Here is a 20272-nt window from a genome sequence, read left to right as displayed (position 1 = left end):
GCGCGGCCGGTATCCTGACCGCAGTGACACGGCGAGCGGCGTAGCCGGGGCGTGGAGAGAGGGTCATGGGCGAGACCGGGCAGGGGTTCATTCGCGCGCGCAGCCCGGAGAACCGGGAACTGCGCAGGCAGTCGATCCTGGACGCGGCCGGGTGCCTGCTGAGCAAGGCGCAGGTCGCCGACATCACCCTGCGCGACATCGGCCGGGAGGCGGGGATCGCCACCTCGAACGTGCTGCGGTACTTCGAGAACCGCGAGGCGGTGTTCCTGGAACTCTTCAACCGGCAGTACCGCGCCTGGCTGGACTCGCTCCCGGCGGACCTCGCCCCCGTCGACGCGGAGGACGGCGGGCCGACGGCGACCCGACGGTTCGCCGATGCGTACGCCGCCTCGCTCGCCGCCCGTCCGGTGCTGTGCGAGCTGGCGAGTGTGCTGGCCAGCGTGCTGGAGCGGACGGTTTCGGTGGAGACGGTCCGTACCTTCAAGCGCGACGCGCTGGACAACAACGACCGGCTCGCCGACCTCATCCACGCCCGTGTCCCGGGCCTGGACCCGGCGGCCGCGAAGGAACTGGCCTCGGCGACCAGCGTACTGATCGCGGGACTGTGGCCCCTCGCCCATCCCGGACCCACCGTCACCGCGGCCGTGGAGGATCCCGCGCTCCTCGCCGCCCACGTCGACTTCCCCGCCCGCTTCAGCCGCATGATCGAGCTGCTCACCAACGCGCTGCGGGGCCGCGTGGCTCCCTGACCGGCGCGACGCGCGGGTGTGACGGTCGTGGAGCCAGAGGGCCACGGCCGTAAGCAGTGCTGGGTCCCGGCCGGAAACCCTGCTGAGTCCCGGCCGGAGGTCGTGCTGAGTCCCGGCGGGAAGTCGTGCTGGGCCCTGGCCGGAAATCCGGTTGGGCTCCGGCCGGGGAATCTGCTGGGGTCCCGGCTGGAAACCCGGCAGGATCCCCGCCGGAAAATCGACAGCAAAAGGGGAGTAAAAGGGCGGGAAAGTGAAGCTGGGTCAGAGGTATCGGAGGATCTGAGGCAACATCTTGGTGAACGGTGGGCGCCGCGCGGCCGGGCGCGGGCGCCGCCGTCGGCCGGATGGGGTGAGAGACGTGGTGGAGCCGAGGATCGCCGTCGCCGTGGTGACCATGGGAAATCGCCCCGCCGAGGTCGATGCCCTGCTGGAATCCGTGGCCAAGCAGGACCTCGCCCCCGCCCGGATCGTGATCGTCGGAAACGGGTGCCGGCTGCCCGAGTTCGCACGGCGGCTGTCACTGCCCGGCGAGGTCACCACCGTGGACGTCGAGGAGAACCTGGGCTGCCCGGGCGGCCGCAACGTCGCGCTCGCCCGGCTGCGCGAGTACGGCGACATCGACGTGGTCGTCGAACTGGACGACGACGGGCTGCTCGTCGACGCCGATGTGCTGCGCCGCGTGCGGGACCTGTACGCCGCCGACCCCCGGCTGGGCATCGTCGCCTTCCGCATCGCCGACGAGAAGGGAGAGACCCAGCAGCGGCACGTACCCCGGGTCGGTACCTCCGATCCGATGCGCGGCGGCTACGTCACCGGTTTCCTCGGCGGCGCGCACGCCCTGAGCACGGCGATGCTGGCCCAGACCGGGGACTGGCCCGCCGAGTTCTTCTTCGCACACGAGGAGACGGACCTGGCATGGCGGGCCGCCGATGCCGGCTGGGAGATCCTCTACGCGCCCGAACTGCTCCTGCGGCACCCGAAGACCTCACCCGCCCGGCACGCCATCTACCACCGGGTGACCGCCCGCAACCGGGTCTGGCTGGCCCGGCGCCGGCTGCCGCTCGTGCTGATCCCGGTCCATCTCGCGGTGTGGACGCTGCTCACCCTCCTCCGCACTCGGTCGGCGGCCGGGCTACGGGCCTGGTTCGGCGGGTTCGTCGAGGGGGTGCGGCAACCGGCCGGTGAGCGTCGGCCCATGCGGTGGCGGACGGTGTGGCGGCTGACCCGGCTGGGCCGCCCGCCCGTCATCTGACCGGGCCCGGCTTGACCGGCCCCCGCTCACTTGGCGTCCGCGTAGCACTCCACCACGGCCGTCGTGAACGGAAACCGCACCGGTGTCTCGCCGAACGTCAGCTTCCCCGCCGTCTCCGCCGCCTCCGCGATCGCCGCGACGACGGTGTCGGCCTCCTCCCGGGGGCAGTGCACGATCACCTCGTCGTGCTGGAAGAACACCAGTTCGGCGGCCATGCCCGCGCAGGTTCTGCGGAGCGCCGCGAGCATCAGCAGAGCCCAGTCGGCGGCGCTGCCCTGGACGACGAAGTTGCGCGTGAACCGGCCCCGGGCGCGCACGTTGGTGGAGGCGTACCCCGGCGCCCAGCCCTCGTCGGCCTGCTCGCCCGGGTCGTCGTCCTGGGGGAGACCCGCCTCCTCGGCGCTCCCGGACCCGGCCGCGGGCGGGCAGGTCCGTCCCAGCCAGGTCCGCACCAGCCGGCCCTCCTCACCCGCCCGGGCCGCCTCGTCGATGTACGCCACCGCCCTGGGGAAGCGGCGTCTGAGCGCGGCGAGGTTCTTCAGGCCGTCGCCGGAGGTCTGGCCGTAGACCGCGCCGAGCACGGCGAGCTTGGCCTGTTCGCGGTCGCCGGAGAAGGCGTGGTCGGAGACGGACTGGTACAGATCGGCCGGGCGTCCCGCCACCTCCATCAGGCCCGGATCGCGGGAGATCGCGGCCAGCACGCGCGGTTCCATCTGGTCGGCGTCGGCCACGACGAGCCGCCAGCCGGGATCGGCGACCACCGCCCGCCGGATCACCTTGGGGATCTGCAGCGCGCCCCCGCCGTTGGTCACCCAGCGCCCGGTGACTGTCCCGCCCGCCAGGAACTCGGGCCGGAACCGCCCCTCCCGCACCCAGTCCTGCAACCACGTCCAGCCGTGCGCCACCCAGACGCGGTACAGCTTCTTGTACTCCAGCAGCGGTGCGACCGCAGGGTGGTCGACGGACTCGATCTCCCAGCGGCGGGTGGACTTCACCTTGATCCCGGCCTGGGCGAACGCCTTGAGCACGTCGGCGGGCAGATCGGCCCGCACCCGCCGCCCGAAGGCGGCCGACACCTCGTCCGCCAGCTCGGCCAGCCGGCGCGGTTCGCCCCCGCCCGGATACCGCTCCCCGAGCAGGCCGTCCAGCACCTCGCGGTGCACGTCCGCCCGCCAGGGCAGACCCGCGTGGTTCATCTCGGCGGCCACCAGCATCCCGGCCGACTCGGCCGCCGTCAGCAGCCGCATCCGGTCGGGCCGGGCGGTCCTGCCGTGCCGGCGCTGCTGGTCGGCGTAGACCGCGAGCAGGTCGTCGAGCGGCAGGCGGGCGCCCTGTGGCTCGAACAGCGGTGACTGCGCGCCCGGTTCGGCGGGGCGCAGCGGCGGATCGGGCGGCACGGGACCGCCGCGCAGCCGGGCCAGGGCGGCGGCCGCCGAGCGTGGTTCGCCGTACCGCCCCTCGTGGCCCAGCAGGAGTGTTTCGGCGTCCTCGATGTCGTAGCACCTGTCCACTCGCACCCCCGTGGCGAGCAGACGGGGGTACACCTCGGGGGTCGACCGCCACACCCAGCGCGTCACCTCCGGGCGGTCCCGCACCGCCCCGGCGAGATCGGGCTCCCGCCGCACCGGACCGGCGGGCAGCCCGTCCGGGCCGAGGGGGGCGACGTCCACGCCACCGTCCTCGGCCGGAGCGAGTGCCCACCGATCGGTCATGTCGCAGAGTGTGGCAGGGAGGTCTGACAATCCACCGCGACCTGCGGTTTCAGTGGCCCTTCTGGCCCTTCTGGCCCTTCTGTTCCTTCGGGCTTCACCGATCCCTCGGTCCCGCTGGCCCTTCGGGCACGTCTGGTCCTTCGGCTCCGGCTAGCCCTTCTCCGGTTCGGTCTCCGGTGCGTCCTGCTGTTCCGCCCGCTCCCGAACCAGCACCGCCAGCACCTCGGCGATGTACTGCTCGCTCGTCGCCTTGGTGATGCCGAGGCCGTTGAGCACGCCCTTGCCGTTCTCGTGCTCCAGCAGGGCCAGCAGGATGTGCTCGGTGCCGATGTAGTTGTGGCCGAGCCGCAGGGCCTCGCGGAAGGTGAGTTCCAGGACCTTCTTGGCCCCCGCGCCGTAGGGGATCAGCTCGGGGGTCCGGTCGGCGGCCGGCGGGAGTGCCGCGCCCGCCGCCTCGCCGACCGCCGCCAGCGACACGCCCTGTGTGGTGATCGCCTTCGCGGCGAGGGCGTCCGGCTCGGTGAGCAGACCGAGGACGAGGTGTTCGGGCAGACCCTCGGTGTTGCCGGCTTCCTTGGCCTTGGCGTGGGCGGCCATCACCACGTTCCGGGCGCGCACGGTGTAGCGGCTGAACCCCTGGTTGGGGTCGAGGTCGGCCGACTCCTTCGGTACGAAGCGCTTCTGGGCCGCCTGCCGGGTCACCCCCATGCTCTTGCCGATCTCGGTCCAGGAGGCGCCCGAGCGCCGCGCCTGGTCGACGAAGTGGCCGATCAGGTGGTCCGCCACGTCACCGAGGTGGTCGGCGGCGATCACCGCGTCCTGGAGCTGGTCGAGGGGTTCGCTGTGCACCTTCTTGATGGCGTCGATGAGGTCGTCGAGACGGATGGGCGTGCTGCCCGCGGAATTGGTCGTCATGTGTCAACCGTAGGTTGACAGAGAGGGGGTGTCAACTTCGAGTTGACACTCTTTCCGGGCCCTGCCGGGGTCTACTGACACCTACGGGTTCGCTTCTGGGTTTCCGGGTGGTCGTGAGGTGAACCGGAGGCCGGGCGGCGGGAGTTGTCCACAGGGTGTGGACAGGGCGGCCCGCTGTCGGTGGCTCGTGGCACGATCGACGGGTGAGCAGCAATACGACCAGCACCGTGGAGCGAGCTTTCCAGGCGGCCCTCTACGACGGCACCGATTCCGGCCTCGACGCCGGCGCGTCCCTCCTGGCGGCCGATCCCGCCGCGGACGCCGAACTCGCACGGCGCGGCGGGGAGTTCGTGGCGGCGGCCTGGCGGCGCGGCTGGCAGCCCGCCGACGTCGTACGGATGGTGCGGCGTGACCTGGAGGACGCGCACGTCCGGCTGGCCGCGGTACTGATCCGGGCGCAGGCGCTGGCCGACCGTCCCCGCGGTCCGCGCTGGGCGGCACAGCTCGCCGCCCTCCCGGCCGCCCCGGAGCACGGGACGGACCGCTTCTCGCATGCCACCGCCGTCCTGGAGCTGTACCGGCTGCTGCTGCGACTGCCCGCCCTGGAGCCGCTGGCGGATCCCCCGGGCACTCCGCGGGGTCCGGGCGCTCCGCGGGGTCCGGGTCCGGGCACTCCGGGGGACCCGCACGGGGCGGCGGCGCCGGACCAGGGCCGCCCGGCCGCCCGCATGCTCTCCCGCATCCGCGCGCTGCTCGCCAAGGCTGAGGCGACCGGGTTTCCGGAGGAGGCGGAGGCGCTGAGCGCGAAGGCGCAGGAGCTGATGGCCCGGCACAGCGTCGACGAAGCGCTGCTGGCGGCGGAGGCACCCGCTCCGGACGCGCCCGGGGCCTGGCGGATCGGCGTCGAGCCGCCGTACGAGCAGGCCAAGGCGGTGCTGCTGGACGCGGTCGCCACGGCGAACCACTGCCGTGCCGTGTGGGACGAGTCGCTCGGCTTCTCCACGGTCGTCGGTTTCGCGGCCGACCTGGAAGCGGTCGAACTGCTCTACACCTCGCTCCTGGTGCAGGCCACACGCGCGATGGCGAAGGCGGAGGCGGCGCAGCGGGCGGGCGGACGCAAGCGGACCAAGACCTTCCGGCAGTCGTTCCTCGCGGCCTATGCGCACCGCGTCGGCGACCGCCTCACGGCCGCCGCCGCGACCCAGGCCGCCCCCGACCTGCTCCCGGTCCTGGCCACCCGGGAGGTCGCGGTCAGCGAGCACCTGGAGCGCATGTTCCCGCGGACGACCTCGACCCGTCTGCGCGGCGTCAGCGACGCGGCGGGCTGGACGGAGGGCCGACGGGCGGCGGACCGGGCCCAGGTCGCGGCCCGGACCGGGCTGGAGTGAGGATGGCGGATCCGGCCGGTCCGGGGCGTTCTGGGTTACGTTCGCCGGGTCCTGACCGGCGGTTTCCGTCTGCCGGTTTCCGTTCGCCGGGTCGTCCCCTCCGAGCACGTGCCACGCCTACGCGTAGCCCGCGCCACGCGAACTCGCAGCCCGCACCACGCCTGATCGCAGCCCGGGTCACGCCCGCGCCCACATGCAGCCCGGGCCCGCCCGCCCCGCGTCTGCCGGTCTCAGTCGCCGCTCTGCTGGAAGGCGCTGACGGAGGCGTTCGGGACCTTGTCCGAACCGCCCTTGCCCGCGACGGGGCCGTACGACCACGGGAAGCTCTCGGTGTCCTTCGCGCCGGGCAGGCTGATCTCCACCGTCTTCGCCGCCAGGCTGGTCCCGTCGCCTGCCGCACCGCGCACGTAGGTGATCGTGAAGGCCGCGAAGTCCCCCTTGGCGAGCTTCAGCTTCTGCGCCTTCGCGCCCTCGTTGACGGGAACGGCGACCTTGCTGCCGCCCGTGACCAGCTCGACGCCGGGGAAGTCGTCCAGCGTGCACGGGGCGCTCTGGTTGGTGATGCTCACGGGCACCTCGCCCGTGTCACCGGCGCCCGGGGCCACACTCGCCGACCCGATCTGCACGGACACCCCGCCGATCTTGCAGCCCGAGTCGCCCTTGCTGTTCGTGGAGCCGCCCCCGTCGTTGCAGGCGGTCAGGGTGAGGGCAGCGGCGAGGAGGGTGACGCTGAGCGGAATGACGCGCATGTGTGTGGGTTCCTGTCGAGGTCGTGACGGTGTAGCCAGCATCATCACGCGTGGCGCGGGCTTCTCGTCACGCGGCCCTCCGGATCGCGGGCAAGAGTCCGGCCATGGATCAGAAACCGAGCTTTGAAGAACCAGGCTCTCAAAAACCCGTACCCGCACGGACCGGGAACCCGCAGGGACCGAGAACCTGCACGGACCGAGAATCTGCACGAACAGACAGCGCCCCGTGACCGGCCCCCGTGACCGGGCCCCTCAAGAACCGAGGTTCCCCGTCGGCAGCCCCTCAGGGAGCTTGCCGCCCTCCGCCTTGGTGTAGGTCTCAGCGCCGAGCTTGCCGGACCAGGTCACCTTCAGGGTGTCCCCGCCCACCGAGTCGACCATCCCGGTCTCCCGGTCGTTCGTGTCCCCGGTGCAGGTCAGGTGGATCATCTGCATGCCCGACTCCTCGCCGGCCGTCCCGCTGCACACGGACCCGCCGGTCGTGAAGAGACCGGCCTGTTTGCCGGTGACCACCAGGGCCACGGCCTTGCCGCCGCTCGTGGTGAGCCAACTGCCCTGCAAGGTGCCGGACGAGGCCCTGGCGCCGTCGGTGGCCGACGCGGACCCGGTGGCCGCCGATGTGCCCGACCGCGGCGTGCTGCCGCTCGCGGAGTCACCGCCGCGGCTGCACGCGGTCAGCGTGAGCGCCCCCGTCAGCCCCGCGGCCGCGGCCGCGATCCGCACCGTCCTAGTCGCCCACGTCACTGGAAGCTCCCAAGCTGTAGCCGGCCTGCCGAACGACCGCAGCAAGCTATCAGGACCGACCAGGAGGACTCCCGTAGGTCGGGCAGGTGTCCGCGACGCACCTGCTCTGTGACACGCCCACCTCTGTGACACCCCCATAAAAACACGTAGGAGATTCCCTACGGTTTACGTGTAGGGAATCTCCTACCTATCATCGAGTGCATGAACATCACACACGCCTCCTTCGTCACACTCCCCGTCACCGACCAGGACCGGGCCCTGCGCTTCTACACCGGTGTGCTCGGCTTCCGGGTCACCGCCGACCTGGACATGCCGCAGGGCCGCTGGCTCCAGGTCGCCCCCGAGGGTGCCCAGACCGTCTTCACGCTCTCCGGGCCGGGCATGGGCGATTTCGAACCCGGTTCGACCCGGGGGATCATGTTGGTGACGACCGATGTCGACGCCGACTGCGCGCGGCTCGCCGAGGCGGGCGCCGCCGTGCAGGGCCCGGACGACCTGCCGTGGGGCCGGATGGCCTCCTTCCGGGACCCGGACGGCAACGCTCTGATGCTGCTCGCGGAGGCTCAGTCCTAGGCGGGAAGGGACGGGAAGGAACGCATGACGACGACCGGGGCCCGTGAGGACACCGAGGACCGCGTCTTCGCCGCGCTCGCCAACGCCACCCGGCGCGAGGTGCTGCGCCTGCTGCGCGACGGCGGACCGCAGCCCGTCCAGGCCCTGGCCGACCACTTCGCCATACGGCGTCCCAGCCTCTCGGAACACCTCAAGGTGCTCCGGGGGGCCGGCCTGGTCTCCGAGGAGCGTTCCGGCCGGCAGCGCATCTACCGCCTGGAGGCGGCGCCGCTCGCCGAGTTGCAGGACTGGCTTCACCCGTACGAGGTGTTCTGGCGCGACCGCCTGAAGGGCCTCGGTGAACTGCTCGACCGCCTGCCCGACGAGGGCCGCCCATGAATGCGCACACCCCGGACGGCGACGCCGACGACCTCACCACCGTCCGCGTCGACCAGTTCCTTCCGCACCCGCCCGCCAAGGTCTGGCGTGCCCTCACCGAGCCCCAACTGCTCGTGCAGTGGCAGATGCCCGGCTCGCAGGACTTCCGCCTCGAAGTCGGCCACCGGTACCGGATGACGTCCGTCCCGCGCCCCAATTCCCGCTTCTCCGGCGTCGTTGACGTGCAGGTTCTCGCCTACGACGTCGAGCGGATGCTGTCCGTCAGGTGGGTCGACACCGATCCCGCCAATCCCGCGGACTGGACCATCACATGGACACTGGAACAGGAAGGGCGCGGTACGCGTCTGTTCCTAGTGCACGAGGGATTCGATCCGGACGACCCGGCGCAGATGCTGGCGCGGAAGATCATGGGCGGGGGCTGGCGGACGCATGTCATGCGAAGTCTGGGGCACACGCTTGAGGGGCTTCGGTAAAGGGGGCGTCAAAGCTGTAACCGGAAGGGCACGTTCCGTGCACGTGCATCTGCCCATGCATCTGCACATGATCAGGGTTATGATCCCGGTCAGTTGACCACTGCATCAATGGCCACACCAGCCAGTGCACCAGCGGGGAGCAGCTTGTGAACCTCGACGTTGACGGCGTGTACGGGGGGTACGACGTGTACAACGGCATGGCTGCCACGCAGCTGGACGGAGTGGCGTGGCAGAAGAGCAGGTACAGCAACTCGCAGGGCTCCTGCGTGGAGTTCGCCCGGTTGCCGGGCGGGGACGTGGCGGTGCGCAACTCGCGCTTCCCCGACGGTCCCGCGCTCGTCTACACGCGTGCGGAGATCGAGGCGATGCTGCTCGGGGTCAAGAACGGCGAGTTCGACCACCTGATAGCGGGCTGACACGGGCGCCCGGCGCGGACGTCGTCCAGGGCCGGGCCGGCCGGTGTTGACACGTGTGGGTGAACGGCTGGGAACGCGCGTAGAGGAACGCCCTCTGGCGGCGCGGTCGTGTCAATCGACCGGCGGGAGCCGGAACATCGCCCAGACGACCTTGCCGCTGAGGGTGCCCGCGAGCGGGTGCCAGCCCCAGCTGTCGCTGAAGGACTCGATGAGGAACAGGCCGCGCCCCGACTCGGCCACGTAGTCCTCGGAGGTGTGCGGGACCGGGGTCTCGTGGCTGGGGTCGCGTACCGCGCACACCAGCCGCTCGGTCCAGCGCATCAGGTGCAGCCGCACCGCCGCGGACGGGTCGGTGCCGGGGTCGCCGGGCAGCGTGTGCCGCAGGGCGTTGGTGACCAGCTCCGAGACGACCAGGCATATGTCGTCGAAACGGTCGCCGACGTCCCACTGGTCAAGGGTGCCACGGGTGAACCGACGGGCTTCGCGGACGGCTTCGTACCGCGGTGGCAGGGCGCAGGAAGCGGCGCTGGACACGGCCGCGGGGTCCAGCGGAGGAAGGCCCTGCCGTAGCGGCTTGAGCATGGTCGATCCATTCGTCCCCATGCGAGGCACTCCCGGGAATTCGCGGTCGTTGCGATGCAGCGGTGGCGCGGGACCATGGTTTCGGATGCGCAGAGCAGATGCAAGGGCAGATGCACGTGCACGGGACCGAAATGAGCCCTCACGTACTACTTGTTGGCCATTTTTTCCGCCACCTTCGCGTACGTTGGCTCACCTGACTCTTGCGCCACCCTGCGGGAAAGCTTTGATGTCCTTTCCCTTTCCGTAACCGGACGAGTACTGCTCGAAGTGTTTTAGTGGCAGACTTCGGGGCTTGTAGACGGCTGGGGAGGCTGGCGAACGTGAGCGCGGGAGAGCCCGGATCGGTGGTGCGACGCATGCTGCTCGGCTCGCAACTCAGGCGACTGCGCGAGTCCCGCGGCATCACACGCGAGGCCGCGGGGTACTCCATCCGCGCCTCGGAGTCGAAGATCAGCCGGATGGAGCTGGGCCGGGTGAGCTTCAAGACACGGGATGTGGAAGACCTGTTGACGCTGTACGGCATCACTGACGAGGCGGAGCGCGAGTCGCTGCTCTCCCTGGCCAGGGAGGCGAACGTGGCCGGCTGGTGGCACAGCTACTCCGACGTGCTGCCCAACTGGTTCCCCACCTACGTGGGCCTGGAGGGTGCCGCCTCCCTCATCCGGGTGTACGAGGTGCAGTTCGTGCACGGGCTGTTGCAGACCGAGGAGTACGCCCGGGCGGTCGTGCGACGCGGTATGAAGGGAGCGAGCGTCGCCGACGTGGAGCGGCGCGTCGCGCTGCGCCTTGAGCGGCAGAAGTACCTCGTCTCCGAGAGCGCGCCCGACCTCCACATCATCCTGGACGAGGCCGCCCTGCGCCGCCCGTACGGCGACCGGAAGGTGATGCGCGGCCAGCTCCAGCACCTGATCGAGATCTCCGAGCGGCCCAACGTACGTCTCCAGGTCGTGCCGTTCAGTCTCGGCGGGCACTCCGGTGAGAGCGGCGCCTTCACCATCCTCAGTTTCCCCGAGTCCGATCTGTCCGACGTGGTCTATCTGGAGCAGCTCACCAGCGCGCTGTATCTGGACAAGCGCGAGGACGTCACTCAGTACGAGCACGCGCTCAAGGAGTTGCAGCAGGACAGCCCGGGGCCGGACGAGAGCCGTGATCTGCTGCGGGGGCTGCTCCAACTGTCCTGATTCCGCCCTGTCCGCCCGTGCGGATCCGCCCTCCGCGGGAAATCCTGTTCCCAGGCGCCACCCCAACTCACAATCAACACAAGTACGATGACGTGTGATCAGTGTCATCCGGCCGTGAACGTGAACAGACCGTGAAGTTGATTGGGTGTCTGAGCGGCTGCTCCGGCAGCGAGGGGATCGAGGGATCACATGTCGTCCTACTTCACCGACCTGGCCCAGCAGTACATCGACGGTGAGTGGCGCCCGGGCACCGGAGCCTGGGACGTCATCGACCTCGATCCGTACGACGACACGAAGCTGGCCTCGATCACCGTGGCCACCGTCGACGAGGTCGACCAGGCGTACCGGGCGTCGGCCCGGGCCCAGAAGCAGTGGGCCGAGACCAGTCCGTACACCCGTCGCGGAGTCTTCGAGCGGGCGCTCAGGCTGATCGAGGACCGTGAGCAGGAGATCGCCGACCTGATCATCGCCGAGCTGGGCGGCACGCGGGTGAAGGCGGGCTTCGAACTGCACCTCGCCAAGGAGTTCCTGCGCGAGTCGATCCACTTGGCGCTGAGCCCCGAGGGACGGATCCTGCCCTCGCCGGGCGAAGGCAAGGAGAATCGCCTCTACCGGATCCCGGTGGGCGTGGTGGGCGTGATCAGCCCGTTCAACTTCCCGTTCCTGCTGTCGCTCAAATCGGTGGCCCCGGCACTCGCCCTGGGCAACGGCGTGGTGCTCAAGCCGCACCAGAACACGCCGATCGCCGGCGGCACCCTGCTCGCGAAGATCTTCGAGGACGCGGGGCTGCCGGGCGGTCTGTTCAACGTCGTCATCACCGACATAGCGGAGATAGGCGACGCCTTCATCGAGCACCCGGTCCCGAAGGTCATCTCCTTCACCGGTTCCGACAAGGTCGGCCGGCACGTCGCCTCCGTCTGCGCCGCGAACTTCAAGCGCTCGGTGCTCGAACTGGGCGGCAACAGCGCGCTGGTGGTCCTGGACGACGCCGACCTCGACTACGCGGTCGACGCGGCGGTCTTCAGCCGGTTCGTCCACCAGGGCCAGGTCTGCATGGCCGCGAACCGGGTCCTGGTGGACCGCTCCGTCGCGGACGAGTTCACCGAGAAGTTCGTCGCCAAGGTCAGGACGCTCAAGGCCGGCGACCCGCGCGACCCGCAGACCGTCATCGGCCCGGTGATCAACTCCACCCAGGCCGCCGCCATGTCCGCCACCGTCGAGCAGGCCCTCGCCGAGGGCGCCACGGCCCTGGTGCGCGGCGCCGTCACCGGCAACCTGGTCGAGCCCAGCGTGCTCACCGGCCTCTCCGCCGACTCGGCCCTGCTCCAGCAGGAGATCTTCGGCCCGGTCGTCTTCCTCGTGCCCTTCGACGGCGAGGAGGAGGCGGTCCGGATCGCCAACGACACTCCGTACGGCCTCAGCGGCGCCGTGCACACGGGCGACATCGAGCGCGGAGTGGCGTTCGCCAAGCGGATCGACACCGGCATGTTCCACGTGAACGACGGCACCGTGCACGACGAGCCGATCGTGCCCTTCGGCGGCGAGAAGCACTCCGGCCTCGGCCGGCTGAACGGCGAGACGACGCTGGACGCCTTCACCACCCTGAAGTGGATCTCGGTGCAGCACGGCAGGAGTCGGTTCCCGTTCTGACCCCATGACCCCGAAACTGTCGCAGATGCCATTCGTTTTCCGAGCGTGCCCGTTTGGAACGGGACGGGCGAGAACTCCGCTCGGAAAGCGGAAGAAATGGCGTTATCGGCCGCGTGCGGGGCGAGACTGCTGACCTGGTCCGCCCGGTGAGTGTCCGTTGTATCCGTTGTTTTGTTGCGGTGGCGGATTCCTTGTCCCTTGCCGTTGGTTATACGGACGTCGACGGAGATCGCGGCGTGCCGGACGTGCCGCCCGGAACTCGGCCCGTCAACTCCCCGTGACCCTTGCATCGGACAACGTGCCCGAGAGGGGGACCGGTTCAACTCGCTGATCAGGAACCGAGGAGGTCACCGGCCATGCCGAGCTGCACGCTCTCGACGGCGTCGGCGACCCGGGAGAGACCGTCGGTACGGGTCGTTCCGTCCGTCGCGAGATAGCAGGGCTTGCCCTCCGGACCCGTCCAGGGCAGCAGCCGCGTCGGCCGGGCGATGCCGTCCTTCATGCCGACACCTCCACGCCGTGGATCACGCGCGGTCCGACGTCGATGCCGTGCACGGCGAGCCAGAGCGCACGCCGCCGGGCTCGCTGACGTCGTACTTCCTGGCGCTGTGCGTCCTGGCGTCGCTCGTGGGCGAGGAGGTAGGGGCGGACCAGAGCGTGGTCCTCACCGCACAGCGGATGGGTCTCCTTGCGAGGCGCAGGCCCGCCGGCGCCGACGGGCGCGGTGACGGCCGGACGGTCTTCCTCCCATTCCCTACTGGTCGTGCTGCTCCGTCGTCGACGTCCCGTCCCGGGCAGAAAGAGACGAAGCAGCGGTTCCAGGAGACGGCGGGCGATACGGTGACTCACGTCGTCAACTTCCTTCTGTTCATTGGCGGCCATGCCCCCGGACCGGTCGCGCGGTCGCGGGGGTTTCGCTTTGTGTGGCGATGCGGTTACAGCCTGGAGCTGTCGGGGCTAGGCTCGCCAGAGGGAAGCGTGTGACAGAGCATTTGTCACAAGGGAGTTGATCCGATGGGCAACATCTACGGGGACTGGCTCAAACAACAGCGCGAGTCGGCGGGCCTGACCCAGCAGCAACTGGCCGACCTGGCGGTGATGACCCGTTCGTACATCGCGCACATCGAGGCCGGGCGCCGGGTGCCGTCGAAGGAGGATGCGCGGCGACTCGACAGCGTTCTGAACACGGGGGATGTGCTGAGCAGCTTTCTGCCCAAGGATGACGCGGCGGTTTCCGACTACTTCGGAGCGGCGCTGGCGCTCGAACAACAGGCGGTGATGATCAGGGAGTTCGCGCTGTCCTTCGTGCCGGGCATCCTGCAAACGAAAAGGTACGCCCGTGCGGTTCTGGGTTCGGCGTTCCCTCCGGTGGGTGAAGAGGAATGTGACAGGCGCGTTGTCACACGCCTTGAGCGCGCGAAGATCCTCGACGATCCGCTGACACCCGTAGTCTGGGCGCTGCTGGACGAGGCGGTGCTGCGCCGTCCAGTGGGGGGCGAGGGCGTCATGGCAGAGCAGATCATGCACATCGTCCGCCTCGCCGAGACCGACCGTATCCGAGTGCACCTACTGCCGTTCGGTGTGGGCATTCATCCCATGATGGAGAGCATGCTCACGCTGATGTGGTTCGAGGACCAGCCTCCTGTTGGGTACGCCGAGGGACAACGGGTGGGGAAACTGCACGACTCTCCGTCCGTGGTCCACGAATTGCAGGGCCGCTACGATCTCGCGCTGAGCGACGCGCTGCCGCTGAAGGAGTCGCTGACCCTGCTCAGGACAACAGCGAAGGACTACGGAGACCATGACTGACGACCGCACCGTCCCGAACGCCGCCCTGCTGAGTGGCTGGCGCAAGTCGTCCTACAGCGGGAGTGAAGCCGGTAGCTGCCTAGAAGTCCTCGACGACCACCCCTCCGGCATACCCGTCCGCGACTCCAAGACCCCCCACGGCCCCGCCCTGCTGCTCCCGCGCTCGGCGTGGTCGTCGTTCGTCCGCGGGGTCCGGAGCGGGATGCTCCGTCCCTGACCGTCGCGTCGTTCATGCCGGGCAATAACCTGGATCACATGTCAGCGATCCGTCTCCTCGTGCTGGGCGCGGTCCGCCAGCACGGGCGGGCCCACGGTTACCAGGTGCGCAACGACCTGGAGTACTGGGGCGCGCACGAGTGGTCCAACGCCAAGCCCGGCTCGATCTACCACGCCCTGAAGCAGATGGCCAAGCAGGGCCTGCTGCTCGCGCACGAGATCGCGCCGTCCACGGCCGGCGGGCCGCCGCGCACCGAGTACGAGGTCACCGAGGCGGGCACCGCGGAGTACTTCTCGCTGCTGCGGACCTACCTCACGGCCTACGACCAGCGGCCGGACGTGCTCACCGCGGCCCTCGGCTTCATGGTCGACCTCCGCCGCGAGGAGGCCCTCGACCTGCTGGAGGAGCGGGTACGGGCCATCGAGGCGTGGCGCAGGACCGTCGTCGAGCACTACACGCCCGAGGACGGTCCGGGCCAGTTCGGCCACATCGGCGAGATCATGAACCTCTGGGTGCACGCCGCCGACACGGGCGCCGAGTGGACCCGCGGGCTGATCGAGCGGGTCCAGAGCGGTGCCTACACGTTCGCCGGGGAGGGCGAGCCGTTCGTGGGCGTCCTCGTCGACGGGCAGGAGAACCCGTACGCCACGACCCAACAGCATCCGGAAGACGCACGCTGAGGCACCCACCCGGGACCGCCTCGGCCGGCGGGGCGGCTGTTCCCCGGACGCAGCCGCCGCAGTAATCAAGTTTGACCAATCGCCTGCCCAGTGGGCGAGTTCGCGGCGGGTCATGGTCCAGGAGTCGGCCAGGGCGTGGCTGCTCACACGTTCTCCTTCATCCGGTCCGTACGGTTCTCGCGTCCCGTGAGGTGCAGGAACACCTCGTCCAGGGTCGGCCTGCGCAGCGCGATGTCCGCCCCTGCTGCTCCTTCTCCGCTTCGCGATGCTGTGGATCGGCATCCACCTGGCCCTGGTCGCCGGCAAACCGGAACTGGTGCAGGCCGTGCAGATCCTCGTCTGGCCGGTCGGCTTCCTCTCCAACGCCTTCGCCACGCCGGAGGCCATGCCCGGCTGGCTGGGCACGGCCGTCCGGTGGAACCCGCTGTCCCACACGGCCACCGCCGTACGGGAACTCCTCGGCGGCCCGGCCGGCGAACCCGGACACGCCCTGCCCGCGGCGCTCTGGCCGCTCGCCCTGCTCGCGGTGTTCTTCCCCCTGGCGATCCACAGATTCACTCGCCTCAGCCACTGAGCCCCACCGGGAAACTTTCGACTCCGGCGAGGGCCGACGCCCCGTCAGGGGCGCGGGGAACTGCGCGACGAGCCACGACGCTGGCCGCGGACGACCGACGACGTAACACGGCTTTCCCCAGCGGAGCGTCACCGCTCAGTGATGGAAACCGGTAGCCGCCACCTTGTCCCGCGTCAGCGGATGCGGCTGCCGGCGCAGTTCCGGCAGCAGGCGGCCCAGGTTCTCCACGAACAGGTCGGCGAGGTCGGTGGAGAACCCGTTGCGGCACACGATCCGCAGGACGGACAGGTCCTCCCGGTGCGGCGGGAAGGTGTAGGCGGGCACCAGCCAGCCGCCCTCCCGCAGCCGCCGGGAGACGTCGAAGACGTCGAACGACGTCACGTCCGGGGCCGTGGTGAAGGCGAACACCGGCAACTGGTCGCCCCGGGTCAGCATCCGGAAGTCGCCGAACGCCTCGATCCGTTCGGCGAGCGCGCGCGCCACGTTCCGGGTGGACTGCTGCACGGCCTGGTAGCCCTCGCGGCCCAGCCGCAGGAAGGTGTAGTACTGCGCGACCACCTGCGCGCCGGGCCGGGAGAAGTTCAGCGCGAAGGTCGGCATGTCCCCGCCCAGGTAGTTGACCCGGAAGACCAGTTCCCCCGGAAGCGCCTCCTGGTTCCGCCACAGCGCCCAGCCGACACCGGGGTAGACCAGGCCGTACTTGTGCCCCGAGGTGTTGATCGAGGCCACCCGCGGCAGGCGGAAGTCCCACACCAGGTCCTCGTCGATGAACGGCGCGACCATGGCGCCGGACGCGCCGTCCACGTGCACCGGCACGTCCAGGCCGGTCCGCTCCTGGAGGGTGTCCAGGGCCGCGCACAGGTCGGCGATCGGCTCGTACGACCCGTCGAAGGTGGAGCCGAGGATCCCGACGACCCCGATGGTGTTCTCGTCGCACAGCTCGGCAGCCGCCTGCGGGTCGAGGTGGAACCGTTCGCCCTCCATCGGCACCTGGCGGGCCTCGACCTCCCAGAAGTTGCAGAACTTCTCCCAGCAGACCTGGACGTTCACCCCCATGACGAGATTGGGGCGGACCCCGCTGGACGGGTAGCGGTCGGCGTTGTGCTGCATCCACCGCCGCTTGAGCGCCATGCCGGCCAGCATGCACGCCTCGCTGGAGCCGGTCGTCGAACAGCCCACGGCGGCCGACGGGTCCGGCGCGTTCCACAGGTCGGCGAGCATCGCCACGCAGCGCCGCTCCAGTTCGGCCGTGCGCGGGTACTCGTCCTTGTCGATCATGTTCTTGTCCTGGCACTCGCTCATCAGGACGCCGGCCTGTGGCTCCATCCAGGTGGTGACGAAGGTGGCCAGGTTGAGCCGGGAGTTGCCGTCCAGCATCAGCTCGTCGTGCACCAGCTGGTACGCCGTGGAGGGAGCCAGCGGTTCCTTCGGCAGCCGGCTGGTGGGCGGAGCCTCGGTCATGCCGCCGACCGGATTGGCCTCACCGAAGAACGGGTTGACGGACAACTGCCGGTGTTGTTCGTGTTTCTGCGGACCTTTGTGCAGTGCCATTGAGGTGCCTTCCTGGAGGGTCGGGAGCGGGCATCCACGGTCTTCCGGACGCCCGGTCATCCGGACGCCCGGTGGCCGTCGGCGGGGCGGTGTGGTGCAGTGCGCGGCGGCGCGGCGCGGCGCTGCGCGAGGCGGCGCGGGGCCGTGGGCGACGCGACGTGCACCGCGGCAGTGAACGGGCTCACGATAGGGGAGCGGGCCCATGAAAAACGACATAAGTGAGCGAACATCCCGAAAGTGGCCAAGCCTGCACCTCAAGGAACGGACTTGCACCTCACGTCACGTGAGGCGGCACCGTGGGGCGCGTACCAGAAGAAGGAGCGGAAGTGAGCTATTCCGTGGGACAGGTCGCCGGATTCACCGGAGTCACGGTGCGCACCCTGCACCACTACGACGAGATCGGCCTGCTGGTGCCGGGCGGACGCAGCCAAGCAGGCCACCGGCGCTACAGCGACACCGACCTCGACCGGTTGCAGCAGATCCTGTTCTACCGGGAACTCGGCTTTCCGCTCGACGGGGTCGCGGCCCTGCTCGACGACCCGGACGCGGACCCGCGCGCGCACCTTCGCCGCCAGCACGAACTGCTGACCGCCCGGATCGAGAAGCTGCAACAGATGGCCGCGGCCGTGGAGAACGCCATGGAGGCACGCAGGATGGGCATCAACCTCACGCCACAGGAGCGGTTCGAGGTCTTCGGCGACAACGATCCCGAGCAGTACGCGGAGGAGACGGAGGCACGCTGGGGCAACACGGAGGCGTACGCCGAGTCGCAGCGCCGCGCCGCCCGCTACACCAAGGAGGACTGGAAGCGGATGCAGGCCGAGTCCGACGACTGGAGCGAGCGGTACGTGGCTCTGGTGGACGCGGGCGCCGACCCGGTCGGCGAGCCGGCCATGGACCTGGCCGAGGAGCACCGGGGGCACATCTCTGCGTGGTTCTACGAGTGCCCCTACGCCATGCACCGCTGCCTCGGCGAGATGTACGTGGCCGACGAGCGCTTCAAGGCCTTCTACGACTCCATGCGGCCCGGCATGGCCGAGCACCTGAGCGCCGCGATCGACGCGAACGCGACCCGGCACGGCACCCCCGCCGGCTAGGCACTACGCCCTGTCGATGATCACCGCCGTCCCGTACGCGCAGACCTCCGTTCCCGCGTCGGCCGCCTCGGTCACGTCGAACCGGAAGGCGAGGACGGCATTGGCGCCACGCGCGCGTGCCTGCGCGACGAGCCGGTCCATGGCCTGGGTGCGGGTCTGCACGAGCGTCTTGGTGAGCCCCTTCAGCTCACCGCCGATCATCGACTTCAGACCGGCGCCGATCTGACTTCCCAGGTGCCGGGAGCGCACGGTCAGCCCGAAGACCTCGCCGATGACCTCGCGCACCCGGTACCCGGGAACGTCGTTCGTCGTGACGACCAGCACGTCGGGCTGGGGTCCCTGGCCACCGCCGTATTCATCGATACTCATGGTCCACAGCTTTGCCGGGGCCGGCCCACCGTGCATCCTGGGGCCACCGGTGGAACCGGGGGCGTACGCAAGGCGTTGATAGCTTTGTGCGGTCGTACTTGCACGCCACCACCGTCACCAACGCCCTCACCTCCTCAGGAGTCCGGAACCGTGATGCCGCTTGCCCTCGGCCCGAGCTGGCTGGACCCCAATTACCTGCTGGACACCTACAGCATCTGGGGTCTGCTGCTCATCGTCTTCGCCGAGTCCGGACTCCTCATCGGCTTCTTCCTGCCCGGCGACTCGCTGCTGTTCACGGCCGGGCTGCTGATCACCTCGGGCCAGCTGGACTTCCCGCTGTGGGGCGCCATCGCCCTCATCTGCGTCGCCGCGATCCTCGGCGACCAGGCGGGCTACATGTTCGGCAAGAAGGTCGGCCCGAGCCTCTTCAACCGTCCGGACTCCCGTCTTTTCAAGCAGGAGAACGTCACCAAAGCGCACGAGTTCTTCGAGAAGTACGGCCCGAAGTCCCTGATCCTGGCCCGCTTCGTGCCCGTCGTGCGCACGTTCACGCCGATCATCGCCGGCGTCAGCGGCATGAAGTACCGCTCGTTCCTGACCTTCAACGTCATCGGCGGCGTCCTGTGGGGCGCGGGCGTGACCCTGCTCGGGTCCTGGCTCGGCAAGATCGACTTCGTCAACAAGAACATCGAGGCGATCCTGATCCTGATCGTCCTCGTCTCGGTGGTTCCGCTCATCATCGAGTTCCTGCGCGCCCGCGCCAAGAGCAAGAAGAACCCGCCCGCCGGGCAGGCCGCCGCGCAGCCCTTCCAGCAGCAGCCGCCGGCCATGGACGACGCCACGACCCAGCTGCGCCGCGTCGAGCCGTCCTACGGCGGTCAGCCGCAGCAGCCTTACGGCCAGCAGCCGCAGCAGCCGCAGCAGCCCTACGGACAGCAGTCTCAGCAGCCTTACGGCCAGCAGTCGCAGCACCCCCAGCAGCCCCAGCAGCCCCAGGACCCGTACGGCGGCTGGAACCAGGGCCAGGACGGCCGGGGTTACGACAGCCAGGGCCACGGAAACCAGGGCCACGGAAACCAGGGCCACGGAAACCAGGGCTACAACGATCAGGGCTATGGCGACCAGGGCTACGGCGAGCAGGGCCACGGCAATGGGGGATACGGCCGCCAGCAGTACCCGTACGACTCCCGCCAGGGCGACCACCGCCCCTGAG

23 protein-coding genes and 1 pseudogene are annotated in these 20272 nt (G+C 69.9%); 15 read left to right on the top strand and 9 right to left on the bottom strand.

The genetic code is table 11. From position 1 onward, the window contains the following. The first annotated feature begins 65 nt into the window (after nucleotides 1–65). Nucleotides 66–749 (top strand): TetR family transcriptional regulator, encoded by a 684-nt coding sequence (locus ACFYPJ_RS04630; RefSeq protein ID WP_389010425.1) that lies wholly within the window; start codon nucleotides 66–68, stop codon nucleotides 747–749. A gap of 358 nt (nucleotides 750–1107) precedes the next feature. Continuing rightward, complete coding sequence (locus tag ACFYPJ_RS04625) at nucleotides 1108–2001, top strand: glycosyltransferase family 2 protein (RefSeq protein ID WP_389010422.1); 894 nt, start codon at nucleotides 1108–1110, stop codon at nucleotides 1999–2001. A 26-nt stretch (nucleotides 2002–2027) separates the two neighbouring features. On the opposite strand, the gene ACFYPJ_RS04620 is transcribed toward ACFYPJ_RS04625, so the two are convergent. Together ACFYPJ_RS04620 and ACFYPJ_RS04615 are read right to left on the bottom strand one after the other, a co-directional pair. Further along, entirely contained in the window at nucleotides 2028–3713 is a 1686-nt protein-coding gene (locus ACFYPJ_RS04620; RefSeq protein WP_389010420.1) for a bifunctional 3'-5' exonuclease/DNA polymerase, read from the bottom strand. 150 nt (nucleotides 3714–3863) lie between these two features. Next, nucleotides 3864–4628 (bottom strand): Clp protease N-terminal domain-containing protein, encoded by a 765-nt coding sequence (locus tag ACFYPJ_RS04615; protein WP_389010417.1) that lies wholly within the window; start codon nucleotides 4626–4628, stop codon nucleotides 3864–3866. A gap of 203 nt (nucleotides 4629–4831) precedes the next feature. On the opposite strand from ACFYPJ_RS04615, the gene ACFYPJ_RS04610 reads away from it, so the two are divergent. Next, nucleotides 4832–6016: a DUF2786 domain-containing protein gene (locus ACFYPJ_RS04610; RefSeq protein ID WP_389010414.1), complete on the top strand. Its 1185-nt coding sequence runs from the start codon at nucleotides 4832–4834 to the stop codon at nucleotides 6014–6016. 230 nt (nucleotides 6017–6246) lie between these two features. On the opposite strand, the gene ACFYPJ_RS04605 is transcribed toward ACFYPJ_RS04610, so the two are convergent. Both ACFYPJ_RS04605 and ACFYPJ_RS04600 read right to left on the bottom strand, forming a co-directional pair. Then, the gene (locus ACFYPJ_RS04605; RefSeq protein ID WP_389010411.1) at nucleotides 6247–6765 is read right to left on the bottom strand and encodes a DUF4232 domain-containing protein; all 519 of its coding nucleotides are present in this window, start codon (nucleotides 6763–6765) and stop codon (nucleotides 6247–6249) included. Between the two features lie 252 nt (nucleotides 6766–7017). Beyond that, nucleotides 7018–7509, bottom strand: a complete 492-nt coding sequence (locus ACFYPJ_RS04600) for a hypothetical protein (protein WP_389010408.1) — start codon at nucleotides 7507–7509, stop codon at nucleotides 7018–7020. Nucleotides 7510–7710: 201 nt separating this feature from the next. Here ACFYPJ_RS04600 and ACFYPJ_RS04595 point away from each other — a divergent pair, with 201 nt between their 5' ends. From ACFYPJ_RS04595 to ACFYPJ_RS04580, 4 genes are all read left to right on the top strand, one after another. After that, on the top strand, nucleotides 7711–8082 hold the full coding sequence (locus ACFYPJ_RS04595) for a VOC family protein (RefSeq protein WP_389010405.1): 372 nt from the start codon (nucleotides 7711–7713) through the stop codon (nucleotides 8080–8082). 24 nt (nucleotides 8083–8106) lie between these two features. Beyond that, the gene (locus ACFYPJ_RS04590; RefSeq protein WP_389010402.1) at nucleotides 8107–8460 is read left to right on the top strand and encodes an ArsR/SmtB family transcription factor; all 354 of its coding nucleotides are present in this window, start codon (nucleotides 8107–8109) and stop codon (nucleotides 8458–8460) included. Continuing rightward, nucleotides 8457–8933 (top strand): SRPBCC domain-containing protein, encoded by a 477-nt coding sequence (locus ACFYPJ_RS04585; protein ID WP_389010400.1) that lies wholly within the window; start codon nucleotides 8457–8459, stop codon nucleotides 8931–8933. Before ACFYPJ_RS04590 ends, ACFYPJ_RS04585 begins: the two co-directional genes overlap by 4 nt. Before the next feature lie 197 nt (nucleotides 8934–9130). After that, nucleotides 9131–9349 (top strand): DUF397 domain-containing protein, encoded by a 219-nt coding sequence (locus ACFYPJ_RS04580; RefSeq protein WP_389011580.1) that lies wholly within the window; start codon nucleotides 9131–9133, stop codon nucleotides 9347–9349. 111 nt (nucleotides 9350–9460) lie between these two features. On the opposite strand, the gene ACFYPJ_RS04575 is transcribed toward ACFYPJ_RS04580, so the two are convergent. Further along, complete coding sequence (locus ACFYPJ_RS04575) at nucleotides 9461–9952, bottom strand: ATP-binding protein (protein WP_389010397.1); 492 nt, start codon at nucleotides 9950–9952, stop codon at nucleotides 9461–9463. A 335-nt stretch (nucleotides 9953–10287) separates the two neighbouring features. On the opposite strand from ACFYPJ_RS04575, the gene ACFYPJ_RS04570 reads away from it, so the two are divergent. Further along, the gene (locus ACFYPJ_RS04570) at nucleotides 10288–11112 is read left to right on the top strand and encodes a helix-turn-helix domain-containing protein (protein WP_389011578.1); all 825 of its coding nucleotides are present in this window, start codon (nucleotides 10288–10290) and stop codon (nucleotides 11110–11112) included. A 189-nt stretch (nucleotides 11113–11301) separates the two neighbouring features. Then, nucleotides 11302–12762: an aldehyde dehydrogenase family protein gene (locus ACFYPJ_RS04565; RefSeq protein ID WP_389010394.1), complete on the top strand. Its 1461-nt coding sequence runs from the start codon at nucleotides 11302–11304 to the stop codon at nucleotides 12760–12762. Between the two features lie 331 nt (nucleotides 12763–13093). Here the strand turns inward: ACFYPJ_RS04565 and ACFYPJ_RS04560 are convergent, their stop codons facing one another. Further along, nucleotides 13094–13264 carry a hypothetical protein gene (locus tag ACFYPJ_RS04560; RefSeq protein ID WP_389011643.1) on the bottom strand — a complete coding sequence of 57 codons (171 nt, stop codon included), beginning with the start codon at nucleotides 13262–13264 and terminating at the stop codon, nucleotides 13094–13096. Then, the gene (locus ACFYPJ_RS04555) at nucleotides 13261–13611 is read right to left on the bottom strand and encodes a hypothetical protein (RefSeq protein ID WP_389010391.1); all 351 of its coding nucleotides are present in this window, start codon (nucleotides 13609–13611) and stop codon (nucleotides 13261–13263) included. Before ACFYPJ_RS04555 ends, ACFYPJ_RS04560 begins: the two co-directional genes overlap by 4 nt. A 165-nt stretch (nucleotides 13612–13776) precedes the next feature. Here ACFYPJ_RS04555 and ACFYPJ_RS04550 point away from each other — a divergent pair, with 165 nt between their 5' ends. From ACFYPJ_RS04550 to ACFYPJ_RS04535, 4 genes and pseudogenes are all read left to right on the top strand, one after another. Continuing rightward, nucleotides 13777–14571: a helix-turn-helix domain-containing protein gene (locus ACFYPJ_RS04550; protein ID WP_389010388.1), complete on the top strand. Its 795-nt coding sequence runs from the start codon at nucleotides 13777–13779 to the stop codon at nucleotides 14569–14571. Continuing rightward, nucleotides 14564–14788 carry a DUF397 domain-containing protein gene (locus ACFYPJ_RS04545; RefSeq protein WP_389010382.1) on the top strand — a complete coding sequence of 75 codons (225 nt, stop codon included), beginning with the start codon at nucleotides 14564–14566 and terminating at the stop codon, nucleotides 14786–14788. Before ACFYPJ_RS04550 ends, ACFYPJ_RS04545 begins: the two co-directional genes overlap by 8 nt. Nucleotides 14789–14826: 38 nt before the next feature. Further along, a complete protein-coding gene (locus tag ACFYPJ_RS04540; RefSeq protein ID WP_389010380.1) occupies nucleotides 14827–15468 on the top strand; it encodes a PadR family transcriptional regulator in 642 nt (213 codons plus the stop codon). Nucleotides 15469–15709: 241 nt separating this feature from the next. Then, nucleotides 15710–16042, top strand: a pseudogene (locus tag ACFYPJ_RS04535) (ABC transporter permease); the annotation flags it as partial. A gap of 135 nt (nucleotides 16043–16177) precedes the next feature. On the opposite strand, the gene ACFYPJ_RS04530 reads toward ACFYPJ_RS04535, so the two are convergent. Then, complete coding sequence (locus ACFYPJ_RS04530) at nucleotides 16178–17593, bottom strand: glutamate decarboxylase (protein ID WP_389010377.1); 1416 nt, start codon at nucleotides 17591–17593, stop codon at nucleotides 16178–16180. A 326-nt stretch (nucleotides 17594–17919) separates the two neighbouring features. Between ACFYPJ_RS04530 and ACFYPJ_RS04525 the strand changes: the two genes are divergently transcribed. Further along, on the top strand, nucleotides 17920–18690 hold the full coding sequence (locus ACFYPJ_RS04525; protein ID WP_389010375.1) for a MerR family transcriptional regulator: 771 nt from the start codon (nucleotides 17920–17922) through the stop codon (nucleotides 18688–18690). A 3-nt stretch (nucleotides 18691–18693) separates the two neighbouring features. Here ACFYPJ_RS04525 and ACFYPJ_RS04520 read toward each other — a convergent pair whose 3' ends face one another. Beyond that, nucleotides 18694–19059 carry a YbjQ family protein gene (locus ACFYPJ_RS04520; RefSeq protein ID WP_389010373.1) on the bottom strand — a complete coding sequence of 122 codons (366 nt, stop codon included), beginning with the start codon at nucleotides 19057–19059 and terminating at the stop codon, nucleotides 18694–18696. 150 nt (nucleotides 19060–19209) lie between these two features. On the opposite strand from ACFYPJ_RS04520, the gene ACFYPJ_RS04515 reads away from it, so the two are divergent. Next, nucleotides 19210–20271: a VTT domain-containing protein gene (locus ACFYPJ_RS04515; RefSeq protein ID WP_389010370.1), complete on the top strand. Its 1062-nt coding sequence runs from the start codon at nucleotides 19210–19212 to the stop codon at nucleotides 20269–20271. The last annotated feature ends 1 nt before the right edge of the window (nucleotide 20272 follow it).

The organism is Streptomyces sp. NPDC006012, assembly GCF_042871185.1.
Classification (GTDB): domain Bacteria; phylum Actinomycetota; class Actinomycetes; order Streptomycetales; family Streptomycetaceae; genus Streptomyces.
This window is presented reverse-complemented; position numbering and strand designations above follow the sequence as displayed.

Bases quoted from the DNA above. Each gene is read 5' to 3' on its own strand.
- ACFYPJ_RS04605 (WP_389010411.1), bottom strand. From the start codon at position 6,765: ATGCGCGTCATTCCGCTCAGCGTCACCCTCCTCGCCGCTGCCCTCACC.
- ACFYPJ_RS04530 (WP_389010377.1), bottom strand. From the start codon at position 17,593: ATGGCACTGCACAAAGGTCCGCAGAAACACGAACAACACCGGCAGTTG.
- ACFYPJ_RS04540 (WP_389010380.1), top strand. From the start codon at position 14,827: ATGTCAGCGATCCGTCTCCTCGTGCTGGGCGCGGTCCGCCAGCACGGG.
- ACFYPJ_RS04575 (WP_389010397.1), bottom strand. From the start codon at position 9,952: ATGGGGACGAATGGATCGACCATGCTCAAGCCGCTACGGCAGGGCCTT.
- ACFYPJ_RS04545 (WP_389010382.1), top strand. From the start codon at position 14,564: ATGACTGACGACCGCACCGTCCCGAACGCCGCCCTGCTGAGTGGCTGG.
- ACFYPJ_RS04615 (WP_389010417.1), bottom strand. From the start codon at position 4,628: ATGACGACCAATTCCGCGGGCAGCACGCCCATCCGTCTCGACGACCTC.
- ACFYPJ_RS04595 (WP_389010405.1), top strand. From the start codon at position 7,711: ATGAACATCACACACGCCTCCTTCGTCACACTCCCCGTCACCGACCAG.
- ACFYPJ_RS04550 (WP_389010388.1), top strand. From the start codon at position 13,777: ATGGGCAACATCTACGGGGACTGGCTCAAACAACAGCGCGAGTCGGCG.
- ACFYPJ_RS04580 (WP_389011580.1), top strand. From the start codon at position 9,131: ATGGCTGCCACGCAGCTGGACGGAGTGGCGTGGCAGAAGAGCAGGTAC.
- ACFYPJ_RS04630 (WP_389010425.1), top strand. From the start codon at position 66: ATGGGCGAGACCGGGCAGGGGTTCATTCGCGCGCGCAGCCCGGAGAAC.
- ACFYPJ_RS04560 (WP_389011643.1), bottom strand. From the start codon at position 13,264: ATGAAGGACGGCATCGCCCGGCCGACGCGGCTGCTGCCCTGGACGGGT.
- ACFYPJ_RS04570 (WP_389011578.1), top strand. From the start codon at position 10,288: ATGCTGCTCGGCTCGCAACTCAGGCGACTGCGCGAGTCCCGCGGCATC.
- ACFYPJ_RS04620 (WP_389010420.1), bottom strand. From the start codon at position 3,713: ATGACCGATCGGTGGGCACTCGCTCCGGCCGAGGACGGTGGCGTGGAC.
- ACFYPJ_RS04585 (WP_389010400.1), top strand. From the start codon at position 8,457: ATGAATGCGCACACCCCGGACGGCGACGCCGACGACCTCACCACCGTC.
- ACFYPJ_RS04520 (WP_389010373.1), bottom strand. From the start codon at position 19,059: ATGAGTATCGATGAATACGGCGGTGGCCAGGGACCCCAGCCCGACGTG.
- ACFYPJ_RS04565 (WP_389010394.1), top strand. From the start codon at position 11,302: ATGTCGTCCTACTTCACCGACCTGGCCCAGCAGTACATCGACGGTGAG.
- ACFYPJ_RS04590 (WP_389010402.1), top strand. From the start codon at position 8,107: ATGACGACGACCGGGGCCCGTGAGGACACCGAGGACCGCGTCTTCGCC.